This window comes from Caldisphaera sp. (assembly GCF_023256325.1).
Lineage (GTDB): Archaea > Thermoproteota > Thermoprotei_A > Sulfolobales > Acidilobaceae > Caldisphaera.
Window position 1 is genome coordinate 44,369 of sequence record NZ_JAGDXI010000049.1, and the last position, 25,113, is coordinate 69,481.

Annotated in this window: 30 protein-coding genes and 1 tRNA gene; 26 read left to right on the top strand and 5 right to left on the bottom strand. The window is 32.0% G+C overall.

Translation table 11 applies throughout. The annotated features are described in order from the left end of the window. Window positions 1-17 precede the first annotated feature (17 nt). From Q0C16_RS07525 to tpiA, 13 genes are all read left to right on the top strand, one after another. A complete protein-coding gene (locus Q0C16_RS07525; protein WP_292320960.1) occupies window positions 18-2,207 on the top strand; it encodes a CDC48 family AAA ATPase in 2,190 nt (729 codons plus the stop codon). Window positions 2,208-2,928: 721 nt separating this feature from the next. Next, window positions 2,929-3,135 carry a DUF5622 domain-containing protein gene (locus Q0C16_RS07530; RefSeq protein WP_292320962.1) on the top strand — a complete coding sequence of 69 codons (207 nt, stop codon included), beginning with the start codon at window positions 2,929-2,931 and terminating at the stop codon, window positions 3,133-3,135. Between the two features lie 77 nt (window positions 3,136-3,212). Beyond that, window positions 3,213-3,740 carry a 50S ribosomal protein L6 gene (locus Q0C16_RS07535; protein WP_367117936.1) on the top strand — a complete coding sequence of 176 codons (528 nt, stop codon included), beginning with the start codon at window positions 3,213-3,215 and terminating at the stop codon, window positions 3,738-3,740. Then, the gene (locus Q0C16_RS07540; RefSeq protein ID WP_292320967.1) at window positions 3,740-4,153 is read left to right on the top strand and encodes a 50S ribosomal protein L32e; all 414 of its coding nucleotides are present in this window, start codon (window positions 3,740-3,742) and stop codon (window positions 4,151-4,153) included. The genes Q0C16_RS07535 and Q0C16_RS07540 overlap by 1 nt, the downstream gene beginning before the upstream one ends. Then, the gene (locus Q0C16_RS07545; protein ID WP_292320969.1) at window positions 4,143-4,604 is read left to right on the top strand and encodes a 50S ribosomal protein L19e; all 462 of its coding nucleotides are present in this window, start codon (window positions 4,143-4,145) and stop codon (window positions 4,602-4,604) included. Before Q0C16_RS07540 ends, Q0C16_RS07545 begins: the two co-directional genes overlap by 11 nt. After that, a complete protein-coding gene (locus Q0C16_RS07550; RefSeq protein WP_292320971.1) occupies window positions 4,601-5,218 on the top strand; it encodes a 50S ribosomal protein L18 in 618 nt (205 codons plus the stop codon). Before Q0C16_RS07545 ends, Q0C16_RS07550 begins: the two co-directional genes overlap by 4 nt. Further along, window positions 5,215-5,844 carry a 30S ribosomal protein S5 gene (locus Q0C16_RS07555; protein WP_292320973.1) on the top strand — a complete coding sequence of 210 codons (630 nt, stop codon included), beginning with the start codon at window positions 5,215-5,217 and terminating at the stop codon, window positions 5,842-5,844. Before Q0C16_RS07550 ends, Q0C16_RS07555 begins: the two co-directional genes overlap by 4 nt. Continuing rightward, the gene (locus Q0C16_RS07560; protein WP_292320975.1) at window positions 5,841-6,323 is read left to right on the top strand and encodes a 50S ribosomal protein L30; all 483 of its coding nucleotides are present in this window, start codon (window positions 5,841-5,843) and stop codon (window positions 6,321-6,323) included. Before Q0C16_RS07555 ends, Q0C16_RS07560 begins: the two co-directional genes overlap by 4 nt. Window positions 6,324-6,382: 59 nt before the next feature. Beyond that, window positions 6,383-6,856 carry an uL15 family ribosomal protein gene (locus tag Q0C16_RS07565; protein WP_292321089.1) on the top strand — a complete coding sequence of 158 codons (474 nt, stop codon included), beginning with the start codon at window positions 6,383-6,385 and terminating at the stop codon, window positions 6,854-6,856. Beyond that, complete coding sequence (locus Q0C16_RS07570; protein ID WP_292320977.1) at window positions 6,853-7,431, top strand: AAA family ATPase; 579 nt, start codon at window positions 6,853-6,855, stop codon at window positions 7,429-7,431. Before Q0C16_RS07565 ends, Q0C16_RS07570 begins: the two co-directional genes overlap by 4 nt. After that, window positions 7,422-7,934: a CDP-2,3-bis-(O-geranylgeranyl)-sn-glycerol synthase gene (locus tag Q0C16_RS07575; protein ID WP_292320979.1), complete on the top strand. Its 513-nt coding sequence runs from the start codon at window positions 7,422-7,424 to the stop codon at window positions 7,932-7,934. Before Q0C16_RS07570 ends, Q0C16_RS07575 begins: the two co-directional genes overlap by 10 nt. A 100-nt stretch (window positions 7,935-8,034) precedes the next feature. Further along, window positions 8,035-9,177, top strand: a complete 1,143-nt coding sequence (fbp, locus tag Q0C16_RS07580) for a fructose-1,6-bisphosphate aldolase/phosphatase (RefSeq protein ID WP_292321092.1) — start codon at window positions 8,035-8,037, stop codon at window positions 9,175-9,177. A gap of 71 nt (window positions 9,178-9,248) precedes the next feature. Further along, complete coding sequence (tpiA, locus tag Q0C16_RS07585) at window positions 9,249-9,920, top strand: triose-phosphate isomerase (protein ID WP_292320981.1); 672 nt, start codon at window positions 9,249-9,251, stop codon at window positions 9,918-9,920. On the opposite strand, the gene Q0C16_RS07590 is transcribed toward tpiA, so the two are convergent. Then, window positions 9,917-10,261, bottom strand: a complete 345-nt coding sequence (locus tag Q0C16_RS07590; protein ID WP_292320983.1) for a helix-turn-helix domain-containing protein — start codon at window positions 10,259-10,261, stop codon at window positions 9,917-9,919. The genes tpiA and Q0C16_RS07590 overlap by 4 nt on opposite strands. A gap of 123 nt (window positions 10,262-10,384) precedes the next feature. Then, window positions 10,385-11,413: an acyl-CoA dehydrogenase family protein gene (locus Q0C16_RS07595; protein WP_292320985.1), complete on the bottom strand. Its 1,029-nt coding sequence runs from the start codon at window positions 11,411-11,413 to the stop codon at window positions 10,385-10,387. 152 nt (window positions 11,414-11,565) lie between these two features. Between Q0C16_RS07595 and Q0C16_RS07600 the strand changes: the two genes are divergently transcribed. The 7 genes from Q0C16_RS07600 (at window position 11,566) to Q0C16_RS07630 (ending at window position 15,556) form a co-directional block, all read left to right on the top strand. Next, the gene (locus Q0C16_RS07600; protein ID WP_292320987.1) at window positions 11,566-12,087 is read left to right on the top strand and encodes a 50S ribosomal protein L16; all 522 of its coding nucleotides are present in this window, start codon (window positions 11,566-11,568) and stop codon (window positions 12,085-12,087) included. Between the two features lie 2 nt (window positions 12,088-12,089). After that, window positions 12,090-13,124 carry a diphthamide biosynthesis enzyme Dph2 gene (gene dph2 / locus Q0C16_RS07605; protein WP_292320989.1) on the top strand — a complete coding sequence of 345 codons (1,035 nt, stop codon included), beginning with the start codon at window positions 12,090-12,092 and terminating at the stop codon, window positions 13,122-13,124. Between the two features lie 19 nt (window positions 13,125-13,143). Continuing rightward, on the top strand, window positions 13,144-13,779 hold the full coding sequence (locus Q0C16_RS07610; RefSeq protein WP_292320991.1) for an METTL5 family protein: 636 nt from the start codon (window positions 13,144-13,146) through the stop codon (window positions 13,777-13,779). Continuing rightward, window positions 13,757-14,389, top strand: coding sequence for an exosome complex RNA-binding protein Csl4 (locus Q0C16_RS07615; protein WP_292320993.1), 633 nt, complete (start codon window positions 13,757-13,759; stop codon window positions 14,387-14,389). The genes Q0C16_RS07610 and Q0C16_RS07615 overlap by 23 nt, the downstream gene beginning before the upstream one ends. Window positions 14,390-14,398: 9 nt before the next feature. Further along, the gene (locus tag Q0C16_RS07620; RefSeq protein WP_292320996.1) at window positions 14,399-15,001 is read left to right on the top strand and encodes a DUF2067 domain-containing protein; all 603 of its coding nucleotides are present in this window, start codon (window positions 14,399-14,401) and stop codon (window positions 14,999-15,001) included. 4 nt (window positions 15,002-15,005) lie between these two features. Continuing rightward, window positions 15,006-15,314 (top strand): RpoL/Rpb11 RNA polymerase subunit family protein, encoded by a 309-nt coding sequence (locus tag Q0C16_RS07625; protein WP_292320997.1) that lies wholly within the window; start codon window positions 15,006-15,008, stop codon window positions 15,312-15,314. Window positions 15,315-15,471: 157 nt separating this feature from the next. Further along, a tRNA-Leu gene (locus Q0C16_RS07630) sits at window positions 15,472-15,556 on the top strand. On the opposite strand, the gene Q0C16_RS07635 is transcribed toward Q0C16_RS07630, so the two are convergent. Next, on the bottom strand, window positions 15,538-15,828 hold the full coding sequence (locus Q0C16_RS07635) for a hypothetical protein (protein WP_292320999.1): 291 nt from the start codon (window positions 15,826-15,828) through the stop codon (window positions 15,538-15,540). The two genes, Q0C16_RS07630 and Q0C16_RS07635, sit on opposite strands and share 19 nt — an antisense overlap. A 157-nt stretch (window positions 15,829-15,985) precedes the next feature. Between Q0C16_RS07635 and Q0C16_RS07640 the strand changes: the two genes are divergently transcribed. From Q0C16_RS07640 to Q0C16_RS07665, 6 genes are all read left to right on the top strand, one after another. Next, on the top strand, window positions 15,986-17,935 hold the full coding sequence (locus tag Q0C16_RS07640; RefSeq protein ID WP_292321001.1) for a molybdopterin biosynthesis protein: 1,950 nt from the start codon (window positions 15,986-15,988) through the stop codon (window positions 17,933-17,935). Window positions 17,936-18,035: 100 nt separating this feature from the next. Continuing rightward, window positions 18,036-18,308, top strand: a complete 273-nt coding sequence (locus Q0C16_RS07645; RefSeq protein ID WP_292321003.1) for a hypothetical protein — start codon at window positions 18,036-18,038, stop codon at window positions 18,306-18,308. A gap of 75 nt (window positions 18,309-18,383) precedes the next feature. Continuing rightward, on the top strand, window positions 18,384-19,628 hold the full coding sequence (gene hemL / locus Q0C16_RS07650) for a glutamate-1-semialdehyde 2,1-aminomutase (RefSeq protein ID WP_367117937.1): 1,245 nt from the start codon (window positions 18,384-18,386) through the stop codon (window positions 19,626-19,628). Next, window positions 19,629-20,528 carry a hydroxymethylbilane synthase gene (gene hemC / locus Q0C16_RS07655; RefSeq protein ID WP_292321005.1) on the top strand — a complete coding sequence of 300 codons (900 nt, stop codon included), beginning with the start codon at window positions 19,629-19,631 and terminating at the stop codon, window positions 20,526-20,528. 1 nt (window position 20,529) lies between these two features. Further along, window positions 20,530-21,270 carry a uroporphyrinogen-III C-methyltransferase gene (cobA, locus tag Q0C16_RS07660; RefSeq protein ID WP_292321007.1) on the top strand — a complete coding sequence of 247 codons (741 nt, stop codon included), beginning with the start codon at window positions 20,530-20,532 and terminating at the stop codon, window positions 21,268-21,270. Continuing rightward, a complete protein-coding gene (locus Q0C16_RS07665) occupies window positions 21,255-21,989 on the top strand; it encodes a uroporphyrinogen-III synthase (protein ID WP_292321009.1) in 735 nt (244 codons plus the stop codon). Before cobA ends, Q0C16_RS07665 begins: the two co-directional genes overlap by 16 nt. A gap of 44 nt (window positions 21,990-22,033) precedes the next feature. On the opposite strand, the gene Q0C16_RS07670 is transcribed toward Q0C16_RS07665, so the two are convergent. After that, window positions 22,034-23,653, bottom strand: coding sequence for an HD domain-containing protein (locus Q0C16_RS07670; RefSeq protein WP_292321010.1), 1,620 nt, complete (start codon window positions 23,651-23,653; stop codon window positions 22,034-22,036). Window positions 23,654-23,750: 97 nt separating this feature from the next. Then, complete coding sequence (locus Q0C16_RS07675) at window positions 23,751-24,764, bottom strand: bifunctional phosphoglucose/phosphomannose isomerase (RefSeq protein WP_292321013.1); 1,014 nt, start codon at window positions 24,762-24,764, stop codon at window positions 23,751-23,753. Window positions 24,765-25,113: the final 349 nt, after the last annotated feature.

Consider the following 25,113-nt stretch of genomic DNA (forward strand, 5'->3'; position numbering starts at 1 on the left):
GAAATTCGGTGACACAAATGTCTGAAAGTGTTTCATTACTAGTATCAGAGGCGTACAGATCTGACACTCCTGGAAGAAAAATTGTAAGAGTAGACCAAGCTACTATGAAAAAATTAGGTATAGAAACAGGAGATTTTGTTAAAGTCAAGAGTCAAAAAAGCCAAGTAATAGCAGTTGTTTGGCCATTGCATTCCGAAGATGAAGATACAGGTATAATAAGAATGGATGGTTATTTAAGATGGTCTTTAGGAGTTAGTGTTGGAGATTACGTCGATGTAGAAAAAGCAGATAATGTTAAGCCTGCTGAAAAAATTGTGTTTGCACCATTAGAAAAAACAGAACCCTTTACTATAGATTTTTATCTATCTCCTTCTGATATAAAAGAGGAATTTATCAGAAAGCCATTAACTCAAGGAGAGCTTGTTTTAGTTCAAGGCGAAATACCTTTAGTTGTAGTTCAAACTAAACCAGTTGATAATGTATATGTAACAGATAAGACTGTCGTAGAATTAAGAAAAGAACCAGTAAAGGAAAATGAGTTTCCGGTGCATAGAACAACAAGGGTAACATGGGAAGATATAGGGGATTTAGAAGAGGCTAAGGAAAAAATTAGGGAAATAGCAGAATTGCCTATGAGACATCCAGAGGTCTTTAAGAGACTTGGCATAGAGCCTCCAAAAGGTATTTTATTATATGGCCCTCCAGGAACCGGTAAGACATTATTAGCAAAAGCGCTAGCTAATGAGATAGGAGCATACTTTGCAACAATAAATGGTCCTGAAATCATGAGTAAGTTTTACGGAGAAAGTGAAGAGAGGCTAAGGGAGGTATTTAAAGAAGCTCAAGATAATGCACCATCTATAATATTTATCGATGAAATAGATGCAATAGCTCCTAAAAGAGAAGAAGTAACAGGGGAAGTTGAGAAAAGGGTAGTTGCTCAATTATTAACGCTAATGGATGGTATGCAAGAAAGAGGTAGAGTAATAGTTATAGGGGCAACTAATAGACCTGATGATGTAGATCCTGCTTTAAGAAGACCCGGCAGGTTTGATAGAGAAATAGAGATAAGGCCTCCTGATAAGAGAGCAAGAATAGAAATTTTAAAGGTACATACGAGAAATGTTCCTTTATCTAAGGATGTTCAGTTAGAAAAAATAGCGGAATTAACTAACGGTTATACTGGTGCAGACTTAGCAGCTTTAGTAAAAGAGGCTGCAATGTCGGCGTTAAGGGAATTTATGGCAAGTGGAAAAGTAGATTTATCTAAGAATGAAACGATAAAACCTGATATACTAAAGAACTTAGAAGTATCCATGAAACATTTCTTAGACGCTATGAAATCAATAAGACCATCTTTAATAAGGGAGATTTTCGTAGAAGTTCCAGAAGTTCATTGGGAAGATATAGGTGGATTAGATAATGTTAAACAAGAATTAAAAGAATCCGTTGAATGGCCTATGAAATATCCAAAGGTATTTAGTGATATGGGCATAGAGCCTCCAAAAGGTATTTTATTATATGGCCCTCCAGGAACCGGTAAGACATTATTAGCAAAAGCGGTTGCAACAGAAAGCGGAGCTAACTTCATAACGGTTAGAGGGCCAGAAGTATTAAGTAAATGGGTAGGTGAAAGTGAAAAAGCTGTCAGAAAAATATTTGAAAGAGCAAGAGAAGTAGCTCCAACAGTTGTATTTTTTGATGAAATAGATTCAATTGCCCCAGCAAGAGGATTTAAGAGCGATACATCTGGTGTGACTGATAGAATAGTTAATCAATTATTAACAGAATTAGACGGCATAATACCTCTGTCTAATGTTGTAGTAATAGCAGCTACAAACAGACCTGATATAATTGATCCTGCTTTATTAAGGCCTGGAAGATTTGATAGACTTATATATGTGCCTCCACCTGATCTTGAGTCAAGAAAACAAATATTTAAGATACATTTAAAGAAAGTCCCACTAGCAAACGATGTGTCTATAGAAAAGCTTGCTTCTATGACTGAGGGCTATACAGGAGCCGACATAGCAGCTGTAGTAAGAGAGGCGGTTATGATAAAATTAAGAGAAAAATTAGAGGTATCTCCCGTTGAATTTAAACACTTTGAATTAGCATTAAAGAAAGTGCCGCCAAGCCTATCAAGAGATGTTATTATGATGTATGAGAGAATATCTAATCAATTGAAGAAGATTTCACTTCAGTAAATGTTTTTAAAGCTTTAACTCATTTTTAATAATATTTTTAAAATATTTTTGTAGAAATAACTAACCTCAAATATAGCTTTTTATAAGTTAAGATATGATATAGAAAAATTAACTTTATAATACAGAAAAAATTAAAATTAACTCCATAGAGATATGATTATATGAAATACAAATGAAGAGTACTGATTAACACAACTCTTGGGATACTGATCTCTAGCCCTTCAATATGAGCGTTTCCTTAGGGGTAATAACTTTGTGGTTTACAGCCTTCATCTTCATCACTTCATAGTTAGTAGCTTTTAGCCACCAGCTCCATTCGTTTAGTGGTAGACCATCGACCAGCTTTTCAGTCCATTACTCTTCTTCACTGCCAGAACGAGAGGCTCAGATCCTTCAGGGCAAAAAGCCATCAGTGGGATTTACCTTGTGTTCCCAATATCTGTGCAAGGCGCAGACAAGTTTGATATGCTCATTATGTGCTTTCCCTCATGCCTTATATTTTTTGCAAAAATTAAAAAACGAGAACTTTAAAAATATTACTCTGTCTCTAGAAGGGGCGAGGGTTGTCATTTACTTTGTCATGAATAATAAGCTTTATTTATTATAGATATTATAATCATAAATAGAGTAGATTGAAAACTTCTTAGCATAAAATAATTTTGTTTTTAAATACGAACAGCTTAAAAACGTTTATTTGATAATAAACATAGGGCGATGAAATATGGGCAGCAAAAAAGCTAAGTTTGCTTACATCTATATGGGCAGAAAGAAAGGCTATTATAAAGTAAGACTATTCAATTCAAAACCAGAAGAAGATCCTGATAGAATAATTGTTATAGGAAAGTTTAGAAAGCCATTAATAGGGTATAGAGTCATGAAAAAAGAAGACTTGTTAGAAGTTATCAGAGAAAAATTAGATAGAATTTAAATATTTTTATACGCACTGATTCTCCAGAATGAAGTGCAGACAGGTAGGTGCTAACATTGGCAAAAGAAATACTGGCTATGAGAGACTTAGAGATTCCACAAAATGTTGAAATAAAGTTAGAAGGGAATAGGGTTATAGTAAAGGGGAGTAAAGGTCAGCTAGAAAAAGATTTTTCTCATATGAAGGGAATTAATATGGAAATTAAAGATAATAAGCTTATAGTACAAGCCTTCTTTGCTGACGCTAAGAAAAAAGCGGCTGTAGGCACGGTTGTTGCTCACGTTAAAAATATGATTATCGGAGTAACCAAAGGATTTAGATATAAATTGAAAATAATATACAGTCACTATCCAATAAGCGTTAAGAAAGATGGTAATAGATTAATAATAAGCAACTTTATAGGTGAGAAATCTCCAAGATATGCGACAATATTGCCAGGAGTCAATGTAAAGATCCAAGGTACTGATATAATTTTGGAAGGAAATGATATAGAAAAGGTTTCTCAAAGCGCTGCAAACATAGAGCTAGCAACAAAGATAACAGAATTTGATAGAAGGAAGTTTATGGATGGAATTTATATTTATTCAAGGGAGGTGGTTGAATAATGAGCTCTGAGCAAATAACAAGGGATATAATTAAGCAAAGAAAGAAAATTAGAGAGTCTATTTCGGAAAAGAGAAGAGTTCATTTTATGAGATATTTATCGTGGAGATTTAAGAGGTTAGGAGATAGTTGGAGGAAGCCTAAAGGAATAGATGCAAAAATGAGGTTACAAAGGAAGGGATATCCTCCAATTGTTAAGGTTGGATATAAAAATAAGAATGCTATAAGAGGTTTGCACCCATCAGGATTAATTCCTGTGGTTATTTCAAATAAAAAAGATCTAGAATTGTTAAGCCCTAACGCTCATATAATTTATATAGCTTCTTCTGTAGGGCTTAAGAAAAGGGTAGAACTGCTTAAAGCAGCTAAAGAAAGAGGCTTTAGGGTAGCCAATGGTGGTATATATGGATTATAAACTTCAAAAAAGGCTTGCATCGGAAATACTTAAAGTAGGGGAGAGTAGGATATGGATTAGTCCTGATCCTGAAAATGAAGAAGAAATAAGCCAAGCAATAACAAAAGATGATGTGAGGGCTTTAATTGAAAGGGGTTTAATTAAGAAAATACCAATGAAAACAAACTCTCATAGATGGTTAATAAGGCATATAAAGAGGGTTAAAGGGCATCGTAGGGGTTATGGTAAAAGAGAAGGTACAAAGAAAACAAGAGTTGATGAAGAAGAGGAATGGGTAAACAAAATAAGAAAGATCAGAACTTATTTGAAATATTTAAGAGATAAAGAAATGATAGATTCTAGAACTTATAGAAGACTTTATAGGCTCTCTAAAGGTAATGCATTTAGTAGTTTGTCTGATTTAAGAAGATATATTGATGAAAATAAGTTAATGAAAGGTGTTAAATCATGAAAGAAGGACCTAGGTATAAATTGGCTTTAAAGAGAAGAAGGCAAGGTAAAACAGATTATCATCTCAGGTATAAACTGGTTATATCGCAAAAACCAAGAGCTGTTGTTAGGAAAACTAATAAATATATTTTAGTTCAAATTGTGGAGTTTGACGCAAAAGGTGATAAAGTAATAGCAGCTGCTCATAGTAAAGAATTATCAAAACTATATAAATGGAAAGGTTATGGTAAAAACATTTGTGCAGCATATTTAACAGCATACTTAGCTGGATTAAGAGCAAGACAAAAGGGAATTAAAGAAGTTGTCTTAGATATAGGTTTACAAACCCCAGTTAAGGGAAGTAGAGTATTTGCATCTCTTAAAGGATTATTGGATGCCGGAATCAAAGTTCCTCATTCTGATGATATTTTGCCCGATGAGGAGAGAATTAAATGTGGAAGTATTTCTAAATGGGCTCAAGATTTAAAAGAGAACAACCCAGAATTTTATAAAAGGCAATTCTCAAAACAATTAGAGAGGTTACCTCCAGAGGAGCTATCCAAGCACTTTGAGGAGGTGTTAAATACAATAAAAAGTAGCTTTAGTAATATAAGTTTGGAAGGTGATAGGCAATGAGCAACACTCAAGTATTAGAAGTTTGGGAACCTAAAACACAAGTAGGAAAGCTTGTTAAAGAAGGTAAAATTACAAGTATTGATGAAATATTTAAGAGAAATTTGCCAATTTTAGAACCAGAAATAGTTGATGTACTTCTTCCAGATTTACAAGTTGAAATAATTGATGTTACAATGGTTCAAAAAATGACTGATGCAGGTAGAATTGCAAGGTATAGGGCAACTGTAGCTATAGGCAATAAAAATGGATATGTAGGAGTAGGAAAAAGCAAAGCTAAGCAATTTAGGGATTCAATAGATAAAGCCATAAGAAATGCCAAGCTCAATATAACCCCAATAAGAAGAGGTTGTGGTAGCTGGGAGTGTACATGTGGTGAGCCGCACAGTGTGCCATACTCAGTTATTGGAAAAAGTGGAAGTGTAGTTATATTACTAAAGCCAGCACCTAAAGGTACAGGATTAGTTGCAGGTGATGTAGCTAAAAAAGTGTTAACATTAGCTGGGATAAAAGATGTTTGGGCAAAAACTTTTGGAGAAACAAGAACATCGTATAATTTTGCTAGAGCTACATATATGGCATTAAGGAATACATTTAGAACAATTACACCAATGGATTGGACTAGGTGATAACTTTGGTTTACGCTATAATTAGAATTAGAGGTTCTAGTGGACTAGATCCAAAAGTAGAGAAAGTTTTAGATATATTAAGGTTAAGGAGGAATTTTGTTTCAGTATTATATGCAGAAAGCCTTAATGGGATAAAGGATATATTAAGAGAAGGGCAATCCGCTATTACATGGGGAGAAATAAATAAGGAGACATTAATAGAGCTTATAAAGCGTAGAGGGAAAATTGTTGGAGACAAGCCTATAACAGATCAAGTAATAAAGGATAAGCTTGGTTTAAGTAACATAGAAGAGTTTGCCGATAAAATAATTAAAGAAGAAATACATTATAATAAACTTGATGAGAAAGGAATTAAGCCATTCTTCAGATTGCATCCACCTAGCGGAGGATTTGATTTATCAATTAAAAAGCTGTATCCAAATGGAGAACTTGGGTATAGGGGTAAAGCTATTAACGATCTTATATTAAAGATGGCTTAAGGATCAAGTTTATTTTTAAATCTAATCTTTTAAATACTTGTTGGAAGTAGGTGAACAGAATGGCTTTGACTGCAAGAAGCAGGAAAAAATCAAGGAAATTAAGAGGCAGAACAAGATCTATGGGATGGGGAAGAGTAGGACAGCATAGAAAATCTGGAAGCAAAGGAGGTACTGGAGGTTCTGGAATGAATAAACATAGAAAAACTTGGATGCTAAAATACTATCCAAATTGGTATGGAGCAAAAGGCTTCGCTCCAATAAGAAATAGATTATTGCATGAGAAAAATGAAATAAGCCTAAGAGACCTTGATGAACTAGCATATGATTTAAAGAAAACTGGGAATTTAGAAGGGGATAGAATTGTTGTAAACTTAACTGAGATGGGTTATGATAAATTAATAGCTGATGGAAAAGTATATGAGAAATTAAAAGTTATAGTTAAAGAGGCAACAAAAAAAGCTATAGAAAAAGTGAAAGAAGCAGGAGGAGAAGTTTTAGTAGAAAAGGCATCTGAAGAAGAGGAAAGCTCTTGAGTATAAAAGAGCGGAATCTTCATCCATTTATATCGAATTTTATTGATAATAATGTATTTTTAGTTATATATGGGCCACCTGCAACAGGGAAGACTCATTTAGCGTTTGAAATTTCAAAATATTTAATTAATAAAAGGAAAGATTTTGTATTTTTAGCTACAGAAGCTCAAACTTTTACCTATGGTAAATATTTTATATATGATGTTCCTTTAAAATTGGTAGTTACAAAGGAACAACTATTAAAAGAAATTATAGAAGGTATTGAATCGAAAAAATATATTATAATAGACTCTATAAATTATCTTTTTAGAACTTTCAATGATGATACTTCAGAAAAAGAATTATCTTTTATTTCTTCATTATTAAGTATTGTTGGCGGTTTTGCTACAGGTCAAATAACTCAGGAAGATTTTGATAGCAGCAAAATGTCTATGGATACATGGATAATACCCTGGGCAAAGGCAATAGGAATCACAAACAAGTTAAATGAAAAAGTAGTTGAATTAAAATTACTAAAGCCTAGAAAAGTAATATTGGGATATGAGATAATTAGGGATGGTGTGAAATGGATTTAGTAAACTTTGGCTATAATTTGCTAAGTATTTTTGTATTTATATTACCAGCAATGGTAGCAAATGGAACTCCTGTTATTATACACGGCCTCCCTCCAATTGATATGGGGAAAAAATGGAGAGATGGAAGAAGAATTTTTGGTGACGGTAAAACATGGGGTGGATTTTTGTCGGGAATTATAGCAGGACTTATAATAGGAGGTATAGAAAGCCTAATAGTTTGGCACAATATCTTATTTGATTCTTTAATAGCTTCTATTGGGGCCCTCCTTGGAGATTTAACAGCATCATTTATAAAAAGGAGAATAGGTTTAGAAAGAGGAGCTCCTGCACCTTTATTGGATCAACTAGACTTTTACATTGGTGCATTAATTTTTCTTTATTTATTTGCTGGAAAGGTGTTTAATTTATATGCTGAGTTAGCTTTTGCAGTGATTATCTATGCATTACATAGGTTAACAAATTATACTGCATATAAGCTAAAGTTGAAAAGCGTTCCATGGTAAATTATTTTATAATTATTTTTTAACAGCATATTTCATAAAGTGAAAGATTTTTAAGGATTTTTACAACCTAGAATTATCGGTGATTTTAGTGGCGCATGAAATGGGAGAAAAAATAACATTAAGTGTCATAAAGGCTGATATAGGTAGTCTAGCTGGCCATCATAAGGTGCACCCTGATACAATGCTTGCAGCAACAAGAGTTTTAGCCGATGCCAAGAAAAATGGGTTGTTAATAGATTATTATGTTACTGCAGTAGGTGACGATCTTCAACTTATAATGACTCATAAGAAAGGTACTGATAATAAAGAAATTCACGGTACTGCATGGAACGCGTTTGAAGAAGCAGCAAAAGTGGCTAAAGATTTAGGACTCTATGCAGCAGGCCAGGATTTATTGAGTAGTTCATTTAGTGGCAACGTAAGAGGTATGGGTCCTGGAGTTGCTGAAATGGAATTTAATGAGAGGCCTGCAGAGCCTATTGTAGTGTTTATGGCGGACAAAACAGAACCTGGAGCATTTAATTTGCCCTTGTATAAAATTTTTGCTGATCCATTTAACACAGCTGGTTTAGTAATTGATCCTAGGATGCATGATGGTTTTATATTTACAGTTTTAGATGTTTATGAAGGAAAAGCTATAGATTTTAATATACCTCAAGATTTATATGATTTGCTAGCATTAATTGGAACACCATCTAGATATGTTGTTAAATATGTCCACAGAAAAGATGGAGAAATTGCTTCTGTTATTAGTTCAGAAAGGCTCAGCCTCATAGCAGGAAAATACATAGGGAAAGATGATCCAGTAATGATTGTTAGAGCTCAAAGCGGATTTCCAGCTTTAGGTGAAATTTTAGAGCCATTTTCATTTCCTCATTTGGTTGAAGGATGGATGAGAGGAAGTCATACAGGTCCACTAATGCCCGTTGGAATAAAGGATGCAAAAATGACTAGATTTGATGGACCGCCAAGAGTAGCTGCCCTCGGTTTTAATATTAAAAATGGAAATTTAATAGGACCAAGTGATTTATTTGACGATGTTGCATACGATGAGACCAGAAGGCAAGCTCAAATAATAGCAGAATATATGAGAAGGCATGGACCCTTTATGCCGCACAGATTAGGCCCAGAAGATATGGAATATACTACATTACCTGATGTATTAAAGAAACTAGAAAAAAGGTTCAGGCCTTTTGAGTTAGGTTATAAGCCCAAATTGAAGCATGAATTGGAAGAATTGTAACAAAATTTTTATTATAAATTTTTCTGTTAAGCATATTTAGTTAAAATTTTCATAGATAAATTGTGGTTAAAATGAGGTACGTGTTCGCTATAAATTTTAAGTCATACGAGACCGCGTATAATAATGTTGCGTTAGATATAGCAAGGACAGCAAACCAATTGACATCTAAGTATAATAACGTGCGTATAATACTAGCAGTCCCATCAGTCATGGTAAGTAAACTGAACAGCATTTATGATGATATATTTTTGCAGCATTTAGATCCATTAGAGTTTGGTGCTTATACTGGTTATTTGTCTGCTGATTCATTAAAATATTTAGAGGTTAAAGGAACCTTAGTAAATCACAGTGAACATAAAATTATTTATAGGGATATAGAAAAAATAGTGAAGAAAATTAAAGATGTTGGAAAAGAATCTTTAGTTTGTGCCGATACCTCTGGCGAAGCAGCTGGTATAGCTTATTTGGATCCAACAATGATAGCCGTTGAGCCTCCAGAACTTATAGGTTCTGGAATACCTGTATCAAGAGCTAAGCCTGAAATAATAACTGATTCTGTAAGTGCAGTCAAAAAAATTAAAAATATACCAGTTTTAGCTGGGGCTGGTATAACCATGCCAGATGATGCTGTTAAGGCTATTGAGTTGGGATCATCTGGAGTTCTAATAGCAAGCGCCGTTATGAAAGCAAAAGACCCTAATAAAGTAATAATAAACTTTGTTGAAGCAATTAATGGAATTTAAATTCTAGGCTTTTGCTTTAATATTTTTTCAGCTTCATCTAAATTCTTTCTGCAACCGTCTAGCATTTCTAGGAGCTTGCTAACGTTAATTTTAACTAACTTTCTCGGTCTACCTCTGCCTTCAACTTTTAGCTTACTTGTTTCAACAATGCCTAAGCCTGCTAAATCATTGACTACTCTTAAAACTAGTGGATAACTAACACTTAAAACTTTGGTTAAATCTCTAACACTTAGTTCTTTTTTATCAAGCAAATAGTTAAGTATTTGTGCAGCTAGATCATAGTCAGGTACGGATACGCATTGAATTAAGGCCTTTATAGGTTTAACTTCATTATTTTCCACATTTTTCACCTAGTTATATTTACTTATTTCTAATATTTAAAAATTTTTCCTTTTAAAAACTAAATAACAGTTACACAATTTATATTATTGATTCAAAAATGCATTAAATGTTTATAATATTAATTATTTATATTTCTTAGTAGCATTATCTCCTATAAAGTCAAGCAATACTTCCCTTGCTCCTTCCCCTATGTCTAAAACTCTAGAGTCTCTAGATAGTCTCTCTAATAGAGTCCCGTAACTAAGACCTCTTCCTCCTAATAATTGTACTCCTATCCATGTTGCTCTTTGCGCTAACTCTCCTGCAGAAACCTTTGATATGGCTGAATCTAATGGGTCTAAAGAACCGTTGCTATCATATTTATGAACTGCATTGTCTATGAAAGACTCAAGTAATTTTATTTTAATTTCTACTTCAGCATACATCCATTTGACTGATTGATATTCTGATAATTCTTTATCGAATATTTTCTTGCTTAACGCATTTTTACCTGCTTCGCTAAGGGCTCCCTCTGCTATTCCTAGTGCTATAGAACCATAACCGAGTCTACCATAGTTAATAAGTTCAAGAGCCTCTCTAAGCCCTTTTCCAGGTTTAGAAATCCTCTTGGCTTTTGTCCCTTGGTAAATTACATTTGAAATACCTGCACCTCTAAAGCTAATCAATTCCATAGGCTTGATTTTTATATTTTCCTGTTTTTCTGCTAAATAGAGAGTTGGGCCTTGAGAACTTTGGGCCAGAATTATGAAATGATCTGCATATAATGCATTGCTTCCAAAAATTTTCTCTCCATTTATAATAGCATTCCCTTCAGAATCCTCTTCAGCAACAGTCTTTAAATTTGCCTTTATATCAGTTCCTCCACCGGGTTCAGTTATTGTAACAGAAAAGATAGAATTATCAATTCCTGATTTTAACGACCCTGAGCCACTAATCATTATTATATGAGCTATAGCTGGGCTAGATCTCGATGCCAGTCTTACCGCCTTATACAATCCCCCTAATCCATATTTTCTTAGATTAAATAAACCAATTTCTTTCATATTATTAATGAATGCTTTTGGCACTTCATTTTTCTCATCAACTTCTTTAGCTATTTTTGGTACATCGTTAAGAAGAAAGTCTTCTATTTCTTTTGGCAACTCCTGCATTCTACTTACCCATTTTATTATATCTAAAATTGAATAAAAGCTTAATCCATAATTTTTAAATATTGAGATTCTTTGAAGTCTTAGGTTAGTTTTTTAAATAGAATACAAACTTTTAAAGGGGTTGAATATAAAAGTAAAGTAGGTGATAAAGTATGCCAATGAGACCTGGAAGATGCTATTCGCATATAACTAGTCAACCTTATACAAGAAAGGAGTATATACATGGCGCTCCACCCCCTAAAATAACAAAATTTGAAATGGGCAATAAAGAAATGTTGAAAAATTATGAAGTTAAGCTAGACTTAATATCATTAGAAACAGGTCAAATAAGGTCGAATGCCTTAGAAGCAGCAAGAGTCATGACAAGTAAATATTTATCAACAGAGGTTGGAGATGCTAACTATTATATGAGAATACCAAAGTATCCTCATCAGGTAATAAGGGAAAATAAAATGATGGCATTTGCTGGAGCTGACAGATTGCAAGACGGTATGAGGCTATCTTTCGGTACTCCTATAGGTGTTGCTGCTATAGTTCATGCTGGAGATAAGTTAATTGAAGTGTGGGGTAGGAAAACTGATATAGAGAAAATAAAAGAAGCTTTAAGAAGAGGAGCCTCAAAATTGCCACAGAAAACAAGAATTGTAATATCTGAAGATAAAACGGAGAAATAATAATGCCTGAAAGTTTAGAATGTGGTATTCCTTATACTTTAATTTTTCCCGATATTGAAATAAAAGGTAAGAAAGCCTTAATTCAGCTTCCTGATGGTTTAAAACAATTTTCTCTCACTATAGCTAATTGTATAAGAGAAAAATACGGTGTAGAGCCAATAATCCACATGGAGAGCATATATGGCGCATGCGATTTACAATATAATCAAATATTTTCTATTCTTAATCCAGATATAATTATTCACATAGGTCATTCAGAATATCCAAATTATATAGCATCTCCTTTATCCCTTCCTGAAAATATAAGGAAAAGAATAGTATTTGTTAAGGCTTTAAGTAAAATAGATATTGATGAAACTCTTGTATTAAGGGCGTTAGAAATATTAAATAGTTATAATGTTAAAAATATATCAGTAGCATTGACAGCGCAGCATACCCATTTATATAATAAAATTTTTAATATTGTTTCAAATAAAAAGTATAATATTATCGAATCAAATGGATTAGCACCATATTATGAGCCAGGGCAAATAATAGGTTGTGATTTTAGACCAGTTCTTAATAAAAAAATTGATGGATATATATTTTTAGGTGGAGGAGAATTTCATCCATTGGGTTTATATTTAGCTACATTAAAGCCAATAGCTCAAATAGATCTTTATAGTAATACAGTAAGAGACTTTACTCCAATAGGGGCTAAATACTATAAAAAAAGATTATTTACTATATCGAAGGCTATGGAAGCAAATCATTGGGGAGTAATTATAGGTTTAAAAACTGGTCAATATAGACCTTTTATAATAAACATGATAATAAAAATGTTATCTAAAAAACAATATGTTTTGCTTTCATCAGAAAACATAAATGAGATTAATCTAAGATCTATTGATAATGATTGGTATGACGCGTTTATAATAACCGGTTGTCCTAGGATCCCCATAGATGATTTGATTGATTATGAGAAACCTGTTTTGACGCCAGGAGAAGCTTATATGGCTTTAGCTGGCAAAATTGATAACTATATGTTCCCATGGTAACTTAATATTGGTGTTAGTCTTGAATAAAAAAGATGTAATTAAAAATGTTAAGGTTTTTCTAGAAAATGAATTACCTTCGATAGATAGTCCTAGCCGTAACTTAGAGCAATATAATACTCCATCTGAAATAATTTTGGATATGCTTAATCATGCTTATATTTCAAATGTGATTGAAAATTCAATAGTTCTCGACTTGGGTTCAGGGACTTGTAGAATAGCTTTAGCCTCTTTAATTTTTGGCGCATCGAAAGCCATAGGTATTGAAGTAGATGAAAGATTTTTCAGGCAATGTTTATATGCTGAAGAGTCCTTAGGGCTAAAAGGAAGGCTTTTTTTAATAAATGCTTATATAAACAAAAATTTAGGTCTAATTAAAAAAGGATCAATAGATTTAATAATTATGAATCCCCCTTTTGGCGTATGGAAAAGAAATGCAGATAAAACATTCTTAGAATACGCTTTTTCATTGAGTCCAAATAGAATTTATTCAGTTCTCAAATCAGGAAATTTAAATTTCCACTCTGCTTTAAGCTATAGGTGGGGGTATAGGTTGAGATTAATAAGCACTAGAGAATTTCCAATACCAGCTTCAATGGAACATCATAAAAGCAGGATAAGGAGGGTAAAGGTAGATGTCGTTCTCTTTGAAAAATGATGTAGTTGTGCCTGGAGAAATCGTAGCTCAACAAGAAGAGTTTGTTGAAGGAGAAGGAGTATATGTAGATCAGGAAACAGGATTTTTGAGGTCGGCTTTCTTAGGTAAAATAGCTATAGATCTCAACAATAAGATGATATCTGTGAATACTCATAAAAAATTAAAATTACCTAAGAAAAATAGTATTGTTTTATGTTCAGTCTCATCTGTAAAAGAAAATATAATATTTGTTGACATATTTGGCGTTATAGTTTTATATCCAAGACCTAAGTGGGAACATGAATTTTCAAGTCCTTTATCTGGTGCTATTCTTTCAAATCAAATTGGTATAGATAAATATAATGATTTAACTGAAATCGTGAAGCCTGGAGATATTATACTAGCTAAAGTTATTAGTTCAACGAATCCATTCAATCTTTCATTAAAGGGACCCCAATTTGGTGTAATATATTCTATGTGCTCTAAATGTGGGGAAGTGATGACTCCAATTAATAATGACCAGCTTAAATGCCCTAAGTGCGGTAATGTTGAAAAAAGAAAAATATCTAATTTAGCTACTTCTAAACTTTTAAAGATAGATATGAAAAAAACAATAATGATACCACCGTAGGTGCCATTAATGAAAAATATAAAAAAGAAATTGGTTTTTAGTTTAAAAGAAGGGTACGATGCAGAAATTATCTTTAAAAAAATTAATGAGATCATATCAAGCCAAGAGGCATTAATTAGAATAGAAGATAACAAATTAATTATAATTTTCTTTGTAACCCCCAGAGATATTAATTATATTAAGTCTAAAATAAAAGAAATATTATCTTTTGAATCTAATAAAGGTAAAGTTAATGGGTTTAAGTATAATATTGGCGATATTAATCCAAGTGGTGGAAGGGATTTTTTAGATATTTTAGTCTTTATTTTAAGTAAGCAAGGATATAAAACGGAGATTGATGATGGCTTTATTATAACTACAGCAAATAAGGAAAAGGTAATATCTTTAGCAAAAGATTTAGAAAGAAATCTAAAGGAAATATCAGATAAAAATTATAGTAATGCCGTTAAAAAAGTTCTTGCATGTTATTTGACTCTCTACAAGAAAGACATAAGTGAAGCTGATCATTTTATAAAGGAGGGATTAAATTTAGGAATTTTAGAAGAGAATAAAAATAAGATATATACTAAATATAGTTGGAAGGAAACGTATGAAATGTTAGGCAAGGTGTAATAAAATGGTAGGCAATATTAAGATTAGCAAAACCGAACAGGGGATATATAAGATAGAAATAGAAAATGAAGATCATACTTTGGGAAATCTTTTATCCACAACTCTACAGGGATTAAAGGGCGTAAATATTGCATATTATGAAGTTCCTCATCCTCTTGAGAATAAGTTAATATTATATATTGATTTGGAAGAAGGTATAGATCCAAAGGAAAAGGTTATTGAAGCCTTAAAAAAAATAAAAGAAATGAACTCAGAATTTAGAGATAAATATCTTCAAAAAATAAAAGAAATGAACATAGATATAGAAGATTAATATTATGATCTAAATATTTATAAAGATTTTTCATTATATTCTAAAAAATATGTTTCTCATTTTTGTGTGGAATTATCCATGATAGAGGGTAAAAGGAACCTATCTGGAAAACAAACGATAAATACTTTAAGGGTAAGCTAGATAATTGTATAAATGCGCGGGGGTGCCCGAGCCTGGCCAAAGGGGACGGGCCTAAGACCCGTTGGCGTAGGCCTGCGTGGGTTCAAACCCCACCCCCCGCATTTTTATAAATATTTTCAAATTCTTCGATTAAACTTAATAAAAATAAATGATATTTTTGATTTACTTCCGTGCTATTATTAATACCACAATTGCAATCTCCATTAAAATACGATAGCTCATAAAAATATCCACTTTCTTTAAGTCTGTCGCATAAATCTTTACATCCATTAAGTGAAATAACAAAGCCATCTATTGAATAAAATCTTAATATTATTCCACAACAGATGTTTTCTTTACATTTATTTATGAAAATTCTTGCCTCTTTTTTCATTTATACCATCTCTATTAATAAAATTCTTAACTGTATTATTATTTTTATAGATTAAAATATTAAAAAGAGATTTAATTTTAACCTCTTTTAAGTTGCAAATAGAAATATTTATAAAAATAAATGGTTTAGAGCTTTATTAGATTATTAGGTGAAAAACATGGCACTAGTGTTTCATAAATTGGTCTCCGTAGAGGAGGCTTTAAATTTAATAGAAAAAGAATTAAATGGAATAAATACTTTAGGTGTTATAGAGGTTCCTTTGTTTGAGTCAGTGAATAAAGTTTTAGCTGAAGATCTTATTGCTCCTATAGATTATCCTCCTTTTGATAGATCTACAGTTGATGGATACGCAGTTAGATCAATAGATTTAGCAGGAGCCAGTGAAATAGAGCCAAAAGAACTTGAGGTTATAGGAAAAGTTGAAGTTGGAACTAATCCAACAATTGAAATTACAGAAGGTAAGGCAGCTCAGATCTCAACAGGAGCTATGGTTCCAAGGGGAGCTGATGCAATAGTTATGGAAGAATATGTTAGCAGGAAAGATAATAGCATAAAAGTTTATAGGATGGTTTCTCCTGGAGAAAATATTTCAATGTCTGGAAGTGATATTGCAACTGGAGACGTAGTAATAAGAAAGGGGACTCAAATAACTCCAAGGGAATTGGCAGTTTTTGCTGGTTTGGGATTAAATAAAGTAAAAGTTTTCAGGCCTCCCAAAATAATTGTTTATTCAACTGGAGTGGAAATTGAAGAACCCGGAAACAAGTTACCTCATGGTAAAGTTTATGATACAAATGGTTATGTGATAACATCAATGCTAAAAGAACTAGGTTCTGAAGTTTATTTTAAGGGAATATTACCTGATAATTATGAGAAGATGAAAAATGAAATTGAAAACAGCATAAAGGAGGCTGATATTCTAATTACGACTGGAAGCACATCAGCCGGCTATGGTGATATGATATATAAGGTATTTAATGATATAGGAGCTAAAATTATAGTACATGGATTAAAGTCAAGACCTGGTAAGCCAACAGCTATAGCAGTCTTAGGTAAGAAGATCTTGTTTGGCCTTCCAGGATTTCCATTATCTGCAATGATGAATCTATATAACATTGTTGATCCAGTAGTCAGAAAAATGATGGGGAAAAAAGACTTTGAAAAAGCTAAAGTGAAGGCTAAGATTCCTTTTAGATTAAATGCAGGCAAAGGATTTACTGAACTAATACCTGTTCAGTTAGTATGGAATAAAGATAGTCTAAGTGCTTATCCAATATTAAGTGGTTCTGGCTCAATTGCCGGAATTAGCATTTCCGATGGTTATATAGTTGCGGAAGAAAATAGAGAATATTTCGAAGAAAACGAAGAAGTAGATGTTTACTTATTTTCATCCTCAATTAAACCTCCTGATTTAACTATAATTGGTAGCAATTGTCCTGGAATTGAGGTTATTCTTGGAGTATCTAAAATACAAAATACTAGGATAATAAATGTGGGTTCCTTAGGTGGATGGCAAGCTATTAAGCGAGGAGATGCTGACTTAGCGGGATCTCACCTTTTGGATGAAAATACCATGAATTATAATATACACATGCCTAGGATAATGGGTTTAGAAGACAAAGTATACATATATAGAGGATATTCAAGAGAAGTTGGAATATTAATTAAAAAAGGTAATCCTAAGAAAATTAATGGGGTTAAGGATTTTCTCAGAGATGATGTAGTTATAATAAATAGGAACAAAGGCTCAGGAACAAGAGTTTTGCTGGATAAGTTATTAAAAGACATAGGAGTTACAAATCCAGAAAAAATTATAAGAGGTTATATGTATGAGGTTAAAACGCATTCTGCCGTAGCTACTGCAATTTTGCAAGGTAGGGCTGATGCAGGTATGTCTTTGAGAGCTATGGCAGAAATTTTTAACTTAGATTTTATACCAATAGGTTATGAAATTTATGATTTTGCCGTGAGAAAAGACAAATTGGAAAACAAATTTGTTGAAAAATTTATTGACACGCTTAAAAACGAAGAATTCTTTAAAGAGCTTGAAAAAAGGCTTCCAGGATATAAAGCGTTAAAGGAAAGTGGAAACAGAATATATCCATAGTTTTAAAATTATTATAAATAAAATAATTAAATTGATTTGGTATTATTGAATTAGACAACTGAAATAAAGTAATACAGATACTGTTAATTAGGGTAAAAGTATGTTAGATGAACCATCTTGGGAATTGCAGAAAGAAAGACCTATGGCATTAATAATAGCAATCTCAGAAAAAATTGGAACTAAAGACCCCATATTAATATCAAATTTTATGAAGAAGCTTATAAAATTGAACTCATGGATAGGTAGCTTTTCATTACTTTTATCAGAAAATCCTGAAGAAATATCAAGAATAATCAATGATATAGAGTTAGGTGTAATGCCGAGAAGGGAATTAATAAAGAAGGTATATGAAATAATAAATGAATTTGAATAGCCAAATTTATTAACACTTAATACATTTTTAGTTAACAGCATTAATAGGTGTATAATATTGAACGATAGAAACAAGATGCTATATGAAAGAGCAAAAGAAGTTTTTCCAGGAGGTGTAAATAGTCCAGTCAGGGCAGCTGTAAAGCCTTATCCTTTTTTTGCTAAGTATGGTAAAGGTGCATATATATACAGTGAAGACGGAAGCAAACTAATAGATTATGTATTGGGTTATGGACCACTTATATTAGGTCATTCTAACGAATATGTATTAAGTAAAATTAAAGAAGAGCTGGATAAAGGATGGCTATTTGGTGTGCCCAAGGAGAACGAGATAAAGTTGGCTGAAAAAATAATAAGCTATATAAAGCCTGGGGGAATGATCAGGTTTGTTAATTCTGGAACGGAAGCAACTATGACTGCAATTAGGCTTGCTAGAGGTTTTACTAATAGAAAATATATAGTTAAATTTGATGGTTGCTATCATGGATCTCATGACTCTGTTCTTGTCCAAGCAGGTAGCGCTGCAACTGAGTTTGGAGCGCCAAATAGCCTAGGTGTGCCTGAGGATGTTGCAAAGCTAACTTTAGTTGCTAAGTATAATGATTTGAACTCTATAGAATCTATATTTAGCAATTATGGCGATCAAATAGCTGCTGTTATTTTAGAGCCAGTTATAGGAAATATGGGTGTTATTAAGCCCGATAAGGATTTTTTATGGGGAATTAGAAAGATCACAAAGAATAATGGATCTCTTTTAATATTTGATGAAGTAATAACAGGTTTCAGAATATCTATGGGAGGAGCTCAAGAATATTTTGGCATAGAATCTGATATAGTAACTTTAGGAAAAATAATAGGAGGTGGATTCCCGATAGGGGCAATAGTATCTAAAAAGGAAATCTTAGAATCTCTAACGCCTGAAGGTAAAGTTTTTAATGCAGGAACTTTTAATGCTCACCCTATATCTATGGTTGCAGGTCTCTCCACATTGGAGTTTATAGAAAAAAACAATGTATTAGATAAAGCATCTAAAGCAGCGAAGATGTTAAATGAATTATTGATTGATTACGGAATAAAATATACTATAAATAGAGTAGAAAGCATGATGCAAATATTCTTTACAGAAAAAGATGTATTTAATGCAGATGATGCAAGGAAAGCTGATAAAGAAAGCTATGCCAAGTTGCATGAAAAACTCTTATCTAAAGGAGTATTTATACCTCCAAGCCAATTTGAGACCATATTTACAAGTTATGAGCACAATGATGATATAATACATTATACTGCAGAAAAAATAGCTGAAATTATTAGGGGGACATGATTGAAATTAGTTGTCTCAACAAGGGGAAGCAAGTTAAGTTTAAAACAGGTTGAACTGTTTAAGAGCTATATAAATAAATTTGTAAATGTTGATTTAGAAATTAAAGTTGTTAAAACTAAAGGAGATATTATTCAGGACAAGCCTTTATACAGCATAGGTGAAAAAGGTTTATTTGAAAAAGAAGTTAATAATACAGTACTTAAAGGAGAAGCTGATATTGCTGTTCATAGTATGAAAGATTTGCCTAAAGATATAGATCCAAGGCTTGATATAATAATGGTTTTGCCGAGAGAAATTCCTAATGATTCTTTAATTTTTTCGAAAAACGTCGTAGATGATTTAGAGAAAATACCAGAAGGATCTATTGTTGGTACTTCAAGCATGAGAAGAAAGTCATTTCTAATGCATTATAATGACAAAGTGGTTATTAAGCCTTTAAGGGGTAATATAGATACAAGAATTAAGAAACTTAACAATAATGAATATGATTATATCATATTAGCAGAATCAGGTATCAGAAGGCTTGGACTTGATCCAAAAAGAATTATTTTACCATTAGATATTTTTCCACCAGAACCAGGCCAAGGCATAATAGCAATTGTTGGTATTAAAGATAACTCGAAGGTTAAAACTATCTCGAACTATACAGACAAGTTGACCCATTATATGGCAATAGCTGAAAGAGAATTTTTAAAAGAGGCGAAGGCGGGCTGTAGTTCACCATTAGGTGCAGTATCTATAATACATGATGATAAAATTGTAATAATAACCGGGCTTGCTTCCTTTGATGGAAAATTTATGGAAATAGTTAGATTTAAGGATTACTTAAACAATGCAGAAAAATTAGGCAAAAAAGCTGGGGAATTTGTTTATAGTATTATTGATAAGGTGTTGAAATAAATTGAAGGGTAAGGCATATATTGTTGGAGCAGGACCAGGAGATCCTGATTTAATAACTGTTAAAGCATTAAAAATTTTAAAAGAAGCTGACGTTGTTATATATGATAGACTAATACCTCTAAAGGTTTTAGATTATTGTAAAAATGATTGTGAATTAATTTATGCAGGAAAATCTCCCGGCAAACATGAAATGGAACAAGAGGAGATAAATGAAATAATAGTTAAAAAAACCATGGAAGGTAAGAAGGTAGTTAGGCTAAAAGGTGGGGATCCTTATATTTTTGGAAGAGGAGAAGAAGAATGCTATTATGTAATTACTCATGGAATAGATTGCGAAGTTGTACCTGGAATTCCTTCTTTTATAGGGGCATCAGTTTATTCTGGTATACCATTAACTAATAGGAAGTTATCATCAAGTTTTTCTGTTATAACTGGTAGAGAAGCTGAAGAAAAACACAGCAAAACCGTTAAGGTTGAAGAAATAGCAAAGTCCAGCGATACAATTGTTATTATGATGGGTGTTTCGACTCTAAAAGAAAATTTAGAAAAAATTGCTAATGTAAGAGGATACGATGAATCATGTGCAATAGTTATGAATGCAACTACTGAAATGCAAAAAGTTGTTACTGGATCAATTAAAGAAGTTTTAGATAATTACGATAAGCTCAGCTTAGAAAATCCTGCTATAATAATAGTAGGTAAAACCATTAAGATGAGGGATAATTTATGGAAAAAAAGTTAGTTTTATATTTAGGGCCAGAATATCCGGAACATATTCAAAAAGACTTAGAAAATAAAGTACAAATTGTTTTTTTGCCAATATTAGATATAATTCCAATAAATAAGTCTTCAATAGATTTTTTAAATAATATTGATAAGTGCGATTGGATAGTATTTACTAGCCCAAGAGGGCCAAAGATTTTAGCTAATGATGCCAAAATTAACAAAGTTTTTGATTTAATAGTTGGAAAAATTAATAATAAGAAATTAGCTGCAGTAGGTTCGGAAACAGCTAAATCAATAGAAATTTATTTAGGTAGAAAACCCGATTTAATACCAAAAAGCTATACAGGAAAGGAATTAGGTATCGAATTATCAAAAATTAATAGTAGGTGTGTTTTGTTAGCCAGATCTAAACAAGGTTTAAAGGATATAAATGAAATATTAAAAGAAAAAAGTATAAATTTTGTTGAAATAAATCTTTATGAGGAAAGATTAAACGATAAGAATTTGTTAAGTATAAATGAATTTTTAATTAAAAATGACGTACAATATGTTTTGTTATCTTCGCCATTGATTGCAGAAGCATTTTGTAATTATATTAAAAAAGATGATATTAAAATAGTTTCAATTGGGCCTTCAACCTATAGTGTTTTAAAAGAAAAATGCCCCAAATATATTGTATTGATCCCTCAAAAATACACATTAAGCTCTGCTATAGAATTAATCAAAAATTTTTGACAATCATTTATGAGTTTTGGTATTTAGAGCAAAAATAAGGCAGTTTAATCTATTTCTTTAGCTTTTTCTTCAAATATACCAGAGATTTCTTCAGATACAGATTTCCTTATATCATTAATTTTGCTTCTCAGGATCATATGGTCATTTTCATTATCAGAATAAACATATACCAGAAAAACTGGTATTGAACCAATTTGAACTAAACTTCTTATATACATTGATTCTTTCCAATTAAATATATTTGATATTTTCATTATTTTATCTTCACTAATTATTTCTTCGTCATAATAGTCCACCTTAACTGAATCTATATTTGATTTTTCTCTAACAAAGTCGTTAATTCTATTTCTATCTATTCCTTTAACTAATTTTCTTATGTTTTCACTTGAGGATTTTCTACCAAGTTTTTCTAATACTTGGGATGCTATTATCATAACTTGTTCTGGTCTTTTAAATACAGATATTGGTAATAGTTCTCTCCTATTCAATAAGCTTAGAGCCCATCTTTTTATTTGAGTAGAACCTTTTATTGCTGATGCTTTTATTATGACATCCATTTCATTATCATCAAAATAATAGTTATCATTAGCTATGGCATTGGATAACTTTATGGGATTAAGGAAATCAGCGAGATCTATATCTTGATACAAATCTAATTTAACTTTATCCCACTCATCTGCTAGACCATTAACAAATTTTTCCACAGATTTGCTTATTGCAATGGATTTATGATGGAAATAAACTGATTTATACATTTTGTACCTTGCATCAAATATATCTTCTAAAGTAGGCATGCTCTTCATATCTAATGTGATATATGTTTTTTCTCCATCCATTGAGAGCTTAATACCATATATGAGCCTATCGATGTCTATATTTCCATAAACAATACCTGAAGTCAATGCATCTCTTTGCAAATAGTCAAGCCTATCAGCATCAACTATTTCGTTAGAGATTATACTTTTTATTATTCGTGCTGCTTCACTTGTCAAATTGAGTTCTTCTAAAACTTTGCAATTGTTTTCTTCGAAAAGAGAAACGGAAGCCGCTTTTATTGATATATCCAGTAAATTGAATTCAGTTCTTTCTGCCATTTTTGACAATTGATTTATGAAATAATACGTGTAGAATTCATGTACTTTACCCCCTTTCTCTGCTAACATAGACAATATATTTCTGAGTTTTTTAGAAACATCTTCACTTATTTTTTTATCTTCATTTGAATATGCTAAAAGGTTTTTTATTCCAGACTCGATCATGTGGCTAAAAGCTAGATGTCCTAAATCATGGAGCAAACCCGCTAATCTTGCTGTTTGAATAAAGCTATTGTAAGCTTTTTCATTGCAAGTAGTAAAAAGAGCTGCACATAGTTTAGAATTGTGCTCTGACAAGGCATAATTTAAAATTTTATTGGCCATTCTTGAAGCTATATGCATGCTTCCAAGGGAATGTTCAAGCCTTGTGTGTTTGGCTGATGGAAAAACTAGATAATTTGCTCCAAGTTGTTTAATGTTATGAAGCCTTCTCATAAAAGGTGTTTGGAGTATCCAATATTCTCCTGCATTTATTGGTATAAATCCATGAACACTATCTAGAATCATAGCCTTGTATTGATATAAACCTTGGCTTTCTTCATTCCCTATTTTATGCACTATATCGTACACCAACGTTAATAATAAATTATCAACATTAATATATTTTTTATATGAGAAATTGAAATTTTATTATATATAAAAATTAAATTATTTGAAATAAATTTAATTAATTCAAATTAGCCTTTTCGAGTGATTTCTTATATTCACCAGTTATTGATGTATCTGTGGGATTAATTCCCTTTAACTTTGCTAAATATACTGATACATAACCTGCAAGCAATGTACTTTGAATGAGCTTTGAAAATAAATTATTGCCTCTTGGATTTATTTTTATTAGAGTCGACCCTTGTTTTTTATAAATTTTTTCTAACAAGTTAGCAAGAATAAAGCATAGTTTTTCTTTTTCGTCAGGTACAAATAATATAAATGCTGTGTTTTTCATTTGATCCAATTGCCATACTACTATGTCATTGTGCGCTGATTCAGGGTATAATTCTGATTTTGCTATAGCCTTAGCATTTTCGCTGAATTCTTGTCTCCATCTATTAGCTAATAATTCATATGGGCCGCAACCTGATATTATGTAAAGATTTTTATCTGAGATATTACTTGCAATATTTAATCCTTCTCCTCTTGAGGTTCCTTTGAGTGTTTCTATTGCTTCGTTAATTTCATTATCATTTATCAAGTTTATATTTTGAGCTTTTAAAGCTCCTAATGCAGATGAAACTAGTTCTGCTATAGCTGTTCTGGGATAATAGTTTTTATTAATTGAAACGATTGGAGATCCGTTTTTCTTAGCAAGTTCTTCTAATTTTCCACCGCTAGTTATTGCTATAACATTTGCTCCAATGCTATATGCTTGCCTTGCACATGAGAGAGTTTCATGTGTATTACCTGAATAACTAATAGCAACAACCAAATAATCTTTGTTAACCCAACTGGGTAAGGTATCTCCTTTAACCACTTCTATAGGAATATCAATTTTAGAGTTTAACCCTAAAACTCTTATGTAATCGCCTGTTACTCCACTACCACCCATACCTGATAAAATAACTCCTTTGAATTTTTTATTAAATGATTTTATTTCAATACCTTTTTTATATCCTTCCTGAATTTGTTTTGGAAACGTATCGTATAGAGAAAGCATCTCTTCAACTTCTTTATTAAAATCGACCAATTTTTATCCCTATTTGTATATTTAATTGAGAGAATAAAAACATATGAGCTATCCCATCCTAAAGGACAAGATTCCTGCTTCATGACTTTACCATATATGTAGTAAAACGGATAAAGGATATTTATTTTAAATTCTTACGAGACTTTACAGGACTAAGGATTTTTCCCGACCCATTTTTTAAGTATGTTTAATTATGCATTTTAATCAGGTCAGCAACCCACACGAAAAACAGGAAAATGTATGATCTGATAGTGACAAATCTTCTTTCACAAGACTCTACTTGATACACTTCTCAGAGATCAGCTCTACTAGGATCAATTTCTTATCGTATTTCTCCATATAGTTGTTG

Bases quoted from the DNA above. Each gene is read 5' to 3' on its own strand.
- Q0C16_RS07525 (WP_292320960.1), top strand. From the start codon at position 18: ATGTCTGAAAGTGTTTCATTACTAGTATCAGAGGCGTACAGATCTGAC.
- Q0C16_RS07530 (WP_292320962.1), top strand. From the start codon at position 2,929: ATGGGCAGCAAAAAAGCTAAGTTTGCTTACATCTATATGGGCAGAAAG.
- Q0C16_RS07535 (WP_367117936.1), top strand. From the start codon at position 3,213: ATGAGAGACTTAGAGATTCCACAAAATGTTGAAATAAAGTTAGAAGGG.
- Q0C16_RS07540 (WP_292320967.1), top strand. From the start codon at position 3,740: ATGAGCTCTGAGCAAATAACAAGGGATATAATTAAGCAAAGAAAGAAA.
- Q0C16_RS07545 (WP_292320969.1), top strand. From the start codon at position 4,143: ATGGATTATAAACTTCAAAAAAGGCTTGCATCGGAAATACTTAAAGTA.
- Q0C16_RS07550 (WP_292320971.1), top strand. From the start codon at position 4,601: ATGAAAGAAGGACCTAGGTATAAATTGGCTTTAAAGAGAAGAAGGCAA.
- Q0C16_RS07555 (WP_292320973.1), top strand. From the start codon at position 5,215: ATGAGCAACACTCAAGTATTAGAAGTTTGGGAACCTAAAACACAAGTA.
- Q0C16_RS07565 (WP_292321089.1), top strand. From the start codon at position 6,383: ATGGCTTTGACTGCAAGAAGCAGGAAAAAATCAAGGAAATTAAGAGGC.
- Q0C16_RS07575 (WP_292320979.1), top strand. From the start codon at position 7,422: ATGGATTTAGTAAACTTTGGCTATAATTTGCTAAGTATTTTTGTATTT.
- fbp (WP_292321092.1), top strand. From the start codon at position 8,035: ATGGGAGAAAAAATAACATTAAGTGTCATAAAGGCTGATATAGGTAGT.
- tpiA (WP_292320981.1), top strand. From the start codon at position 9,249: ATGAGGTACGTGTTCGCTATAAATTTTAAGTCATACGAGACCGCGTAT.
- Q0C16_RS07595 (WP_292320985.1), bottom strand. From the start codon at position 11,413: ATGCAGGAGTTGCCAAAAGAAATAGAAGACTTTCTTCTTAACGATGTA.
- Q0C16_RS07600 (WP_292320987.1), top strand. From the start codon at position 11,566: ATGCCAATGAGACCTGGAAGATGCTATTCGCATATAACTAGTCAACCT.
- dph2 (WP_292320989.1), top strand. From the start codon at position 12,090: ATGCCTGAAAGTTTAGAATGTGGTATTCCTTATACTTTAATTTTTCCC.
- Q0C16_RS07615 (WP_292320993.1), top strand. From the start codon at position 13,757: ATGTCGTTCTCTTTGAAAAATGATGTAGTTGTGCCTGGAGAAATCGTA.
- Q0C16_RS07620 (WP_292320996.1), top strand. From the start codon at position 14,399: ATGAAAAATATAAAAAAGAAATTGGTTTTTAGTTTAAAAGAAGGGTAC.
- Q0C16_RS07625 (WP_292320997.1), top strand. From the start codon at position 15,006: ATGGTAGGCAATATTAAGATTAGCAAAACCGAACAGGGGATATATAAG.
- Q0C16_RS07635 (WP_292320999.1), bottom strand. From the start codon at position 15,828: ATGAAAAAAGAGGCAAGAATTTTCATAAATAAATGTAAAGAAAACATC.
- Q0C16_RS07640 (WP_292321001.1), top strand. From the start codon at position 15,986: ATGGCACTAGTGTTTCATAAATTGGTCTCCGTAGAGGAGGCTTTAAAT.
- Q0C16_RS07645 (WP_292321003.1), top strand. From the start codon at position 18,036: ATGTTAGATGAACCATCTTGGGAATTGCAGAAAGAAAGACCTATGGCA.
- hemL (WP_367117937.1), top strand. From the start codon at position 18,384: ATGCTATATGAAAGAGCAAAAGAAGTTTTTCCAGGAGGTGTAAATAGT.
- Q0C16_RS07665 (WP_292321009.1), top strand. From the start codon at position 21,255: ATGGAAAAAAAGTTAGTTTTATATTTAGGGCCAGAATATCCGGAACAT.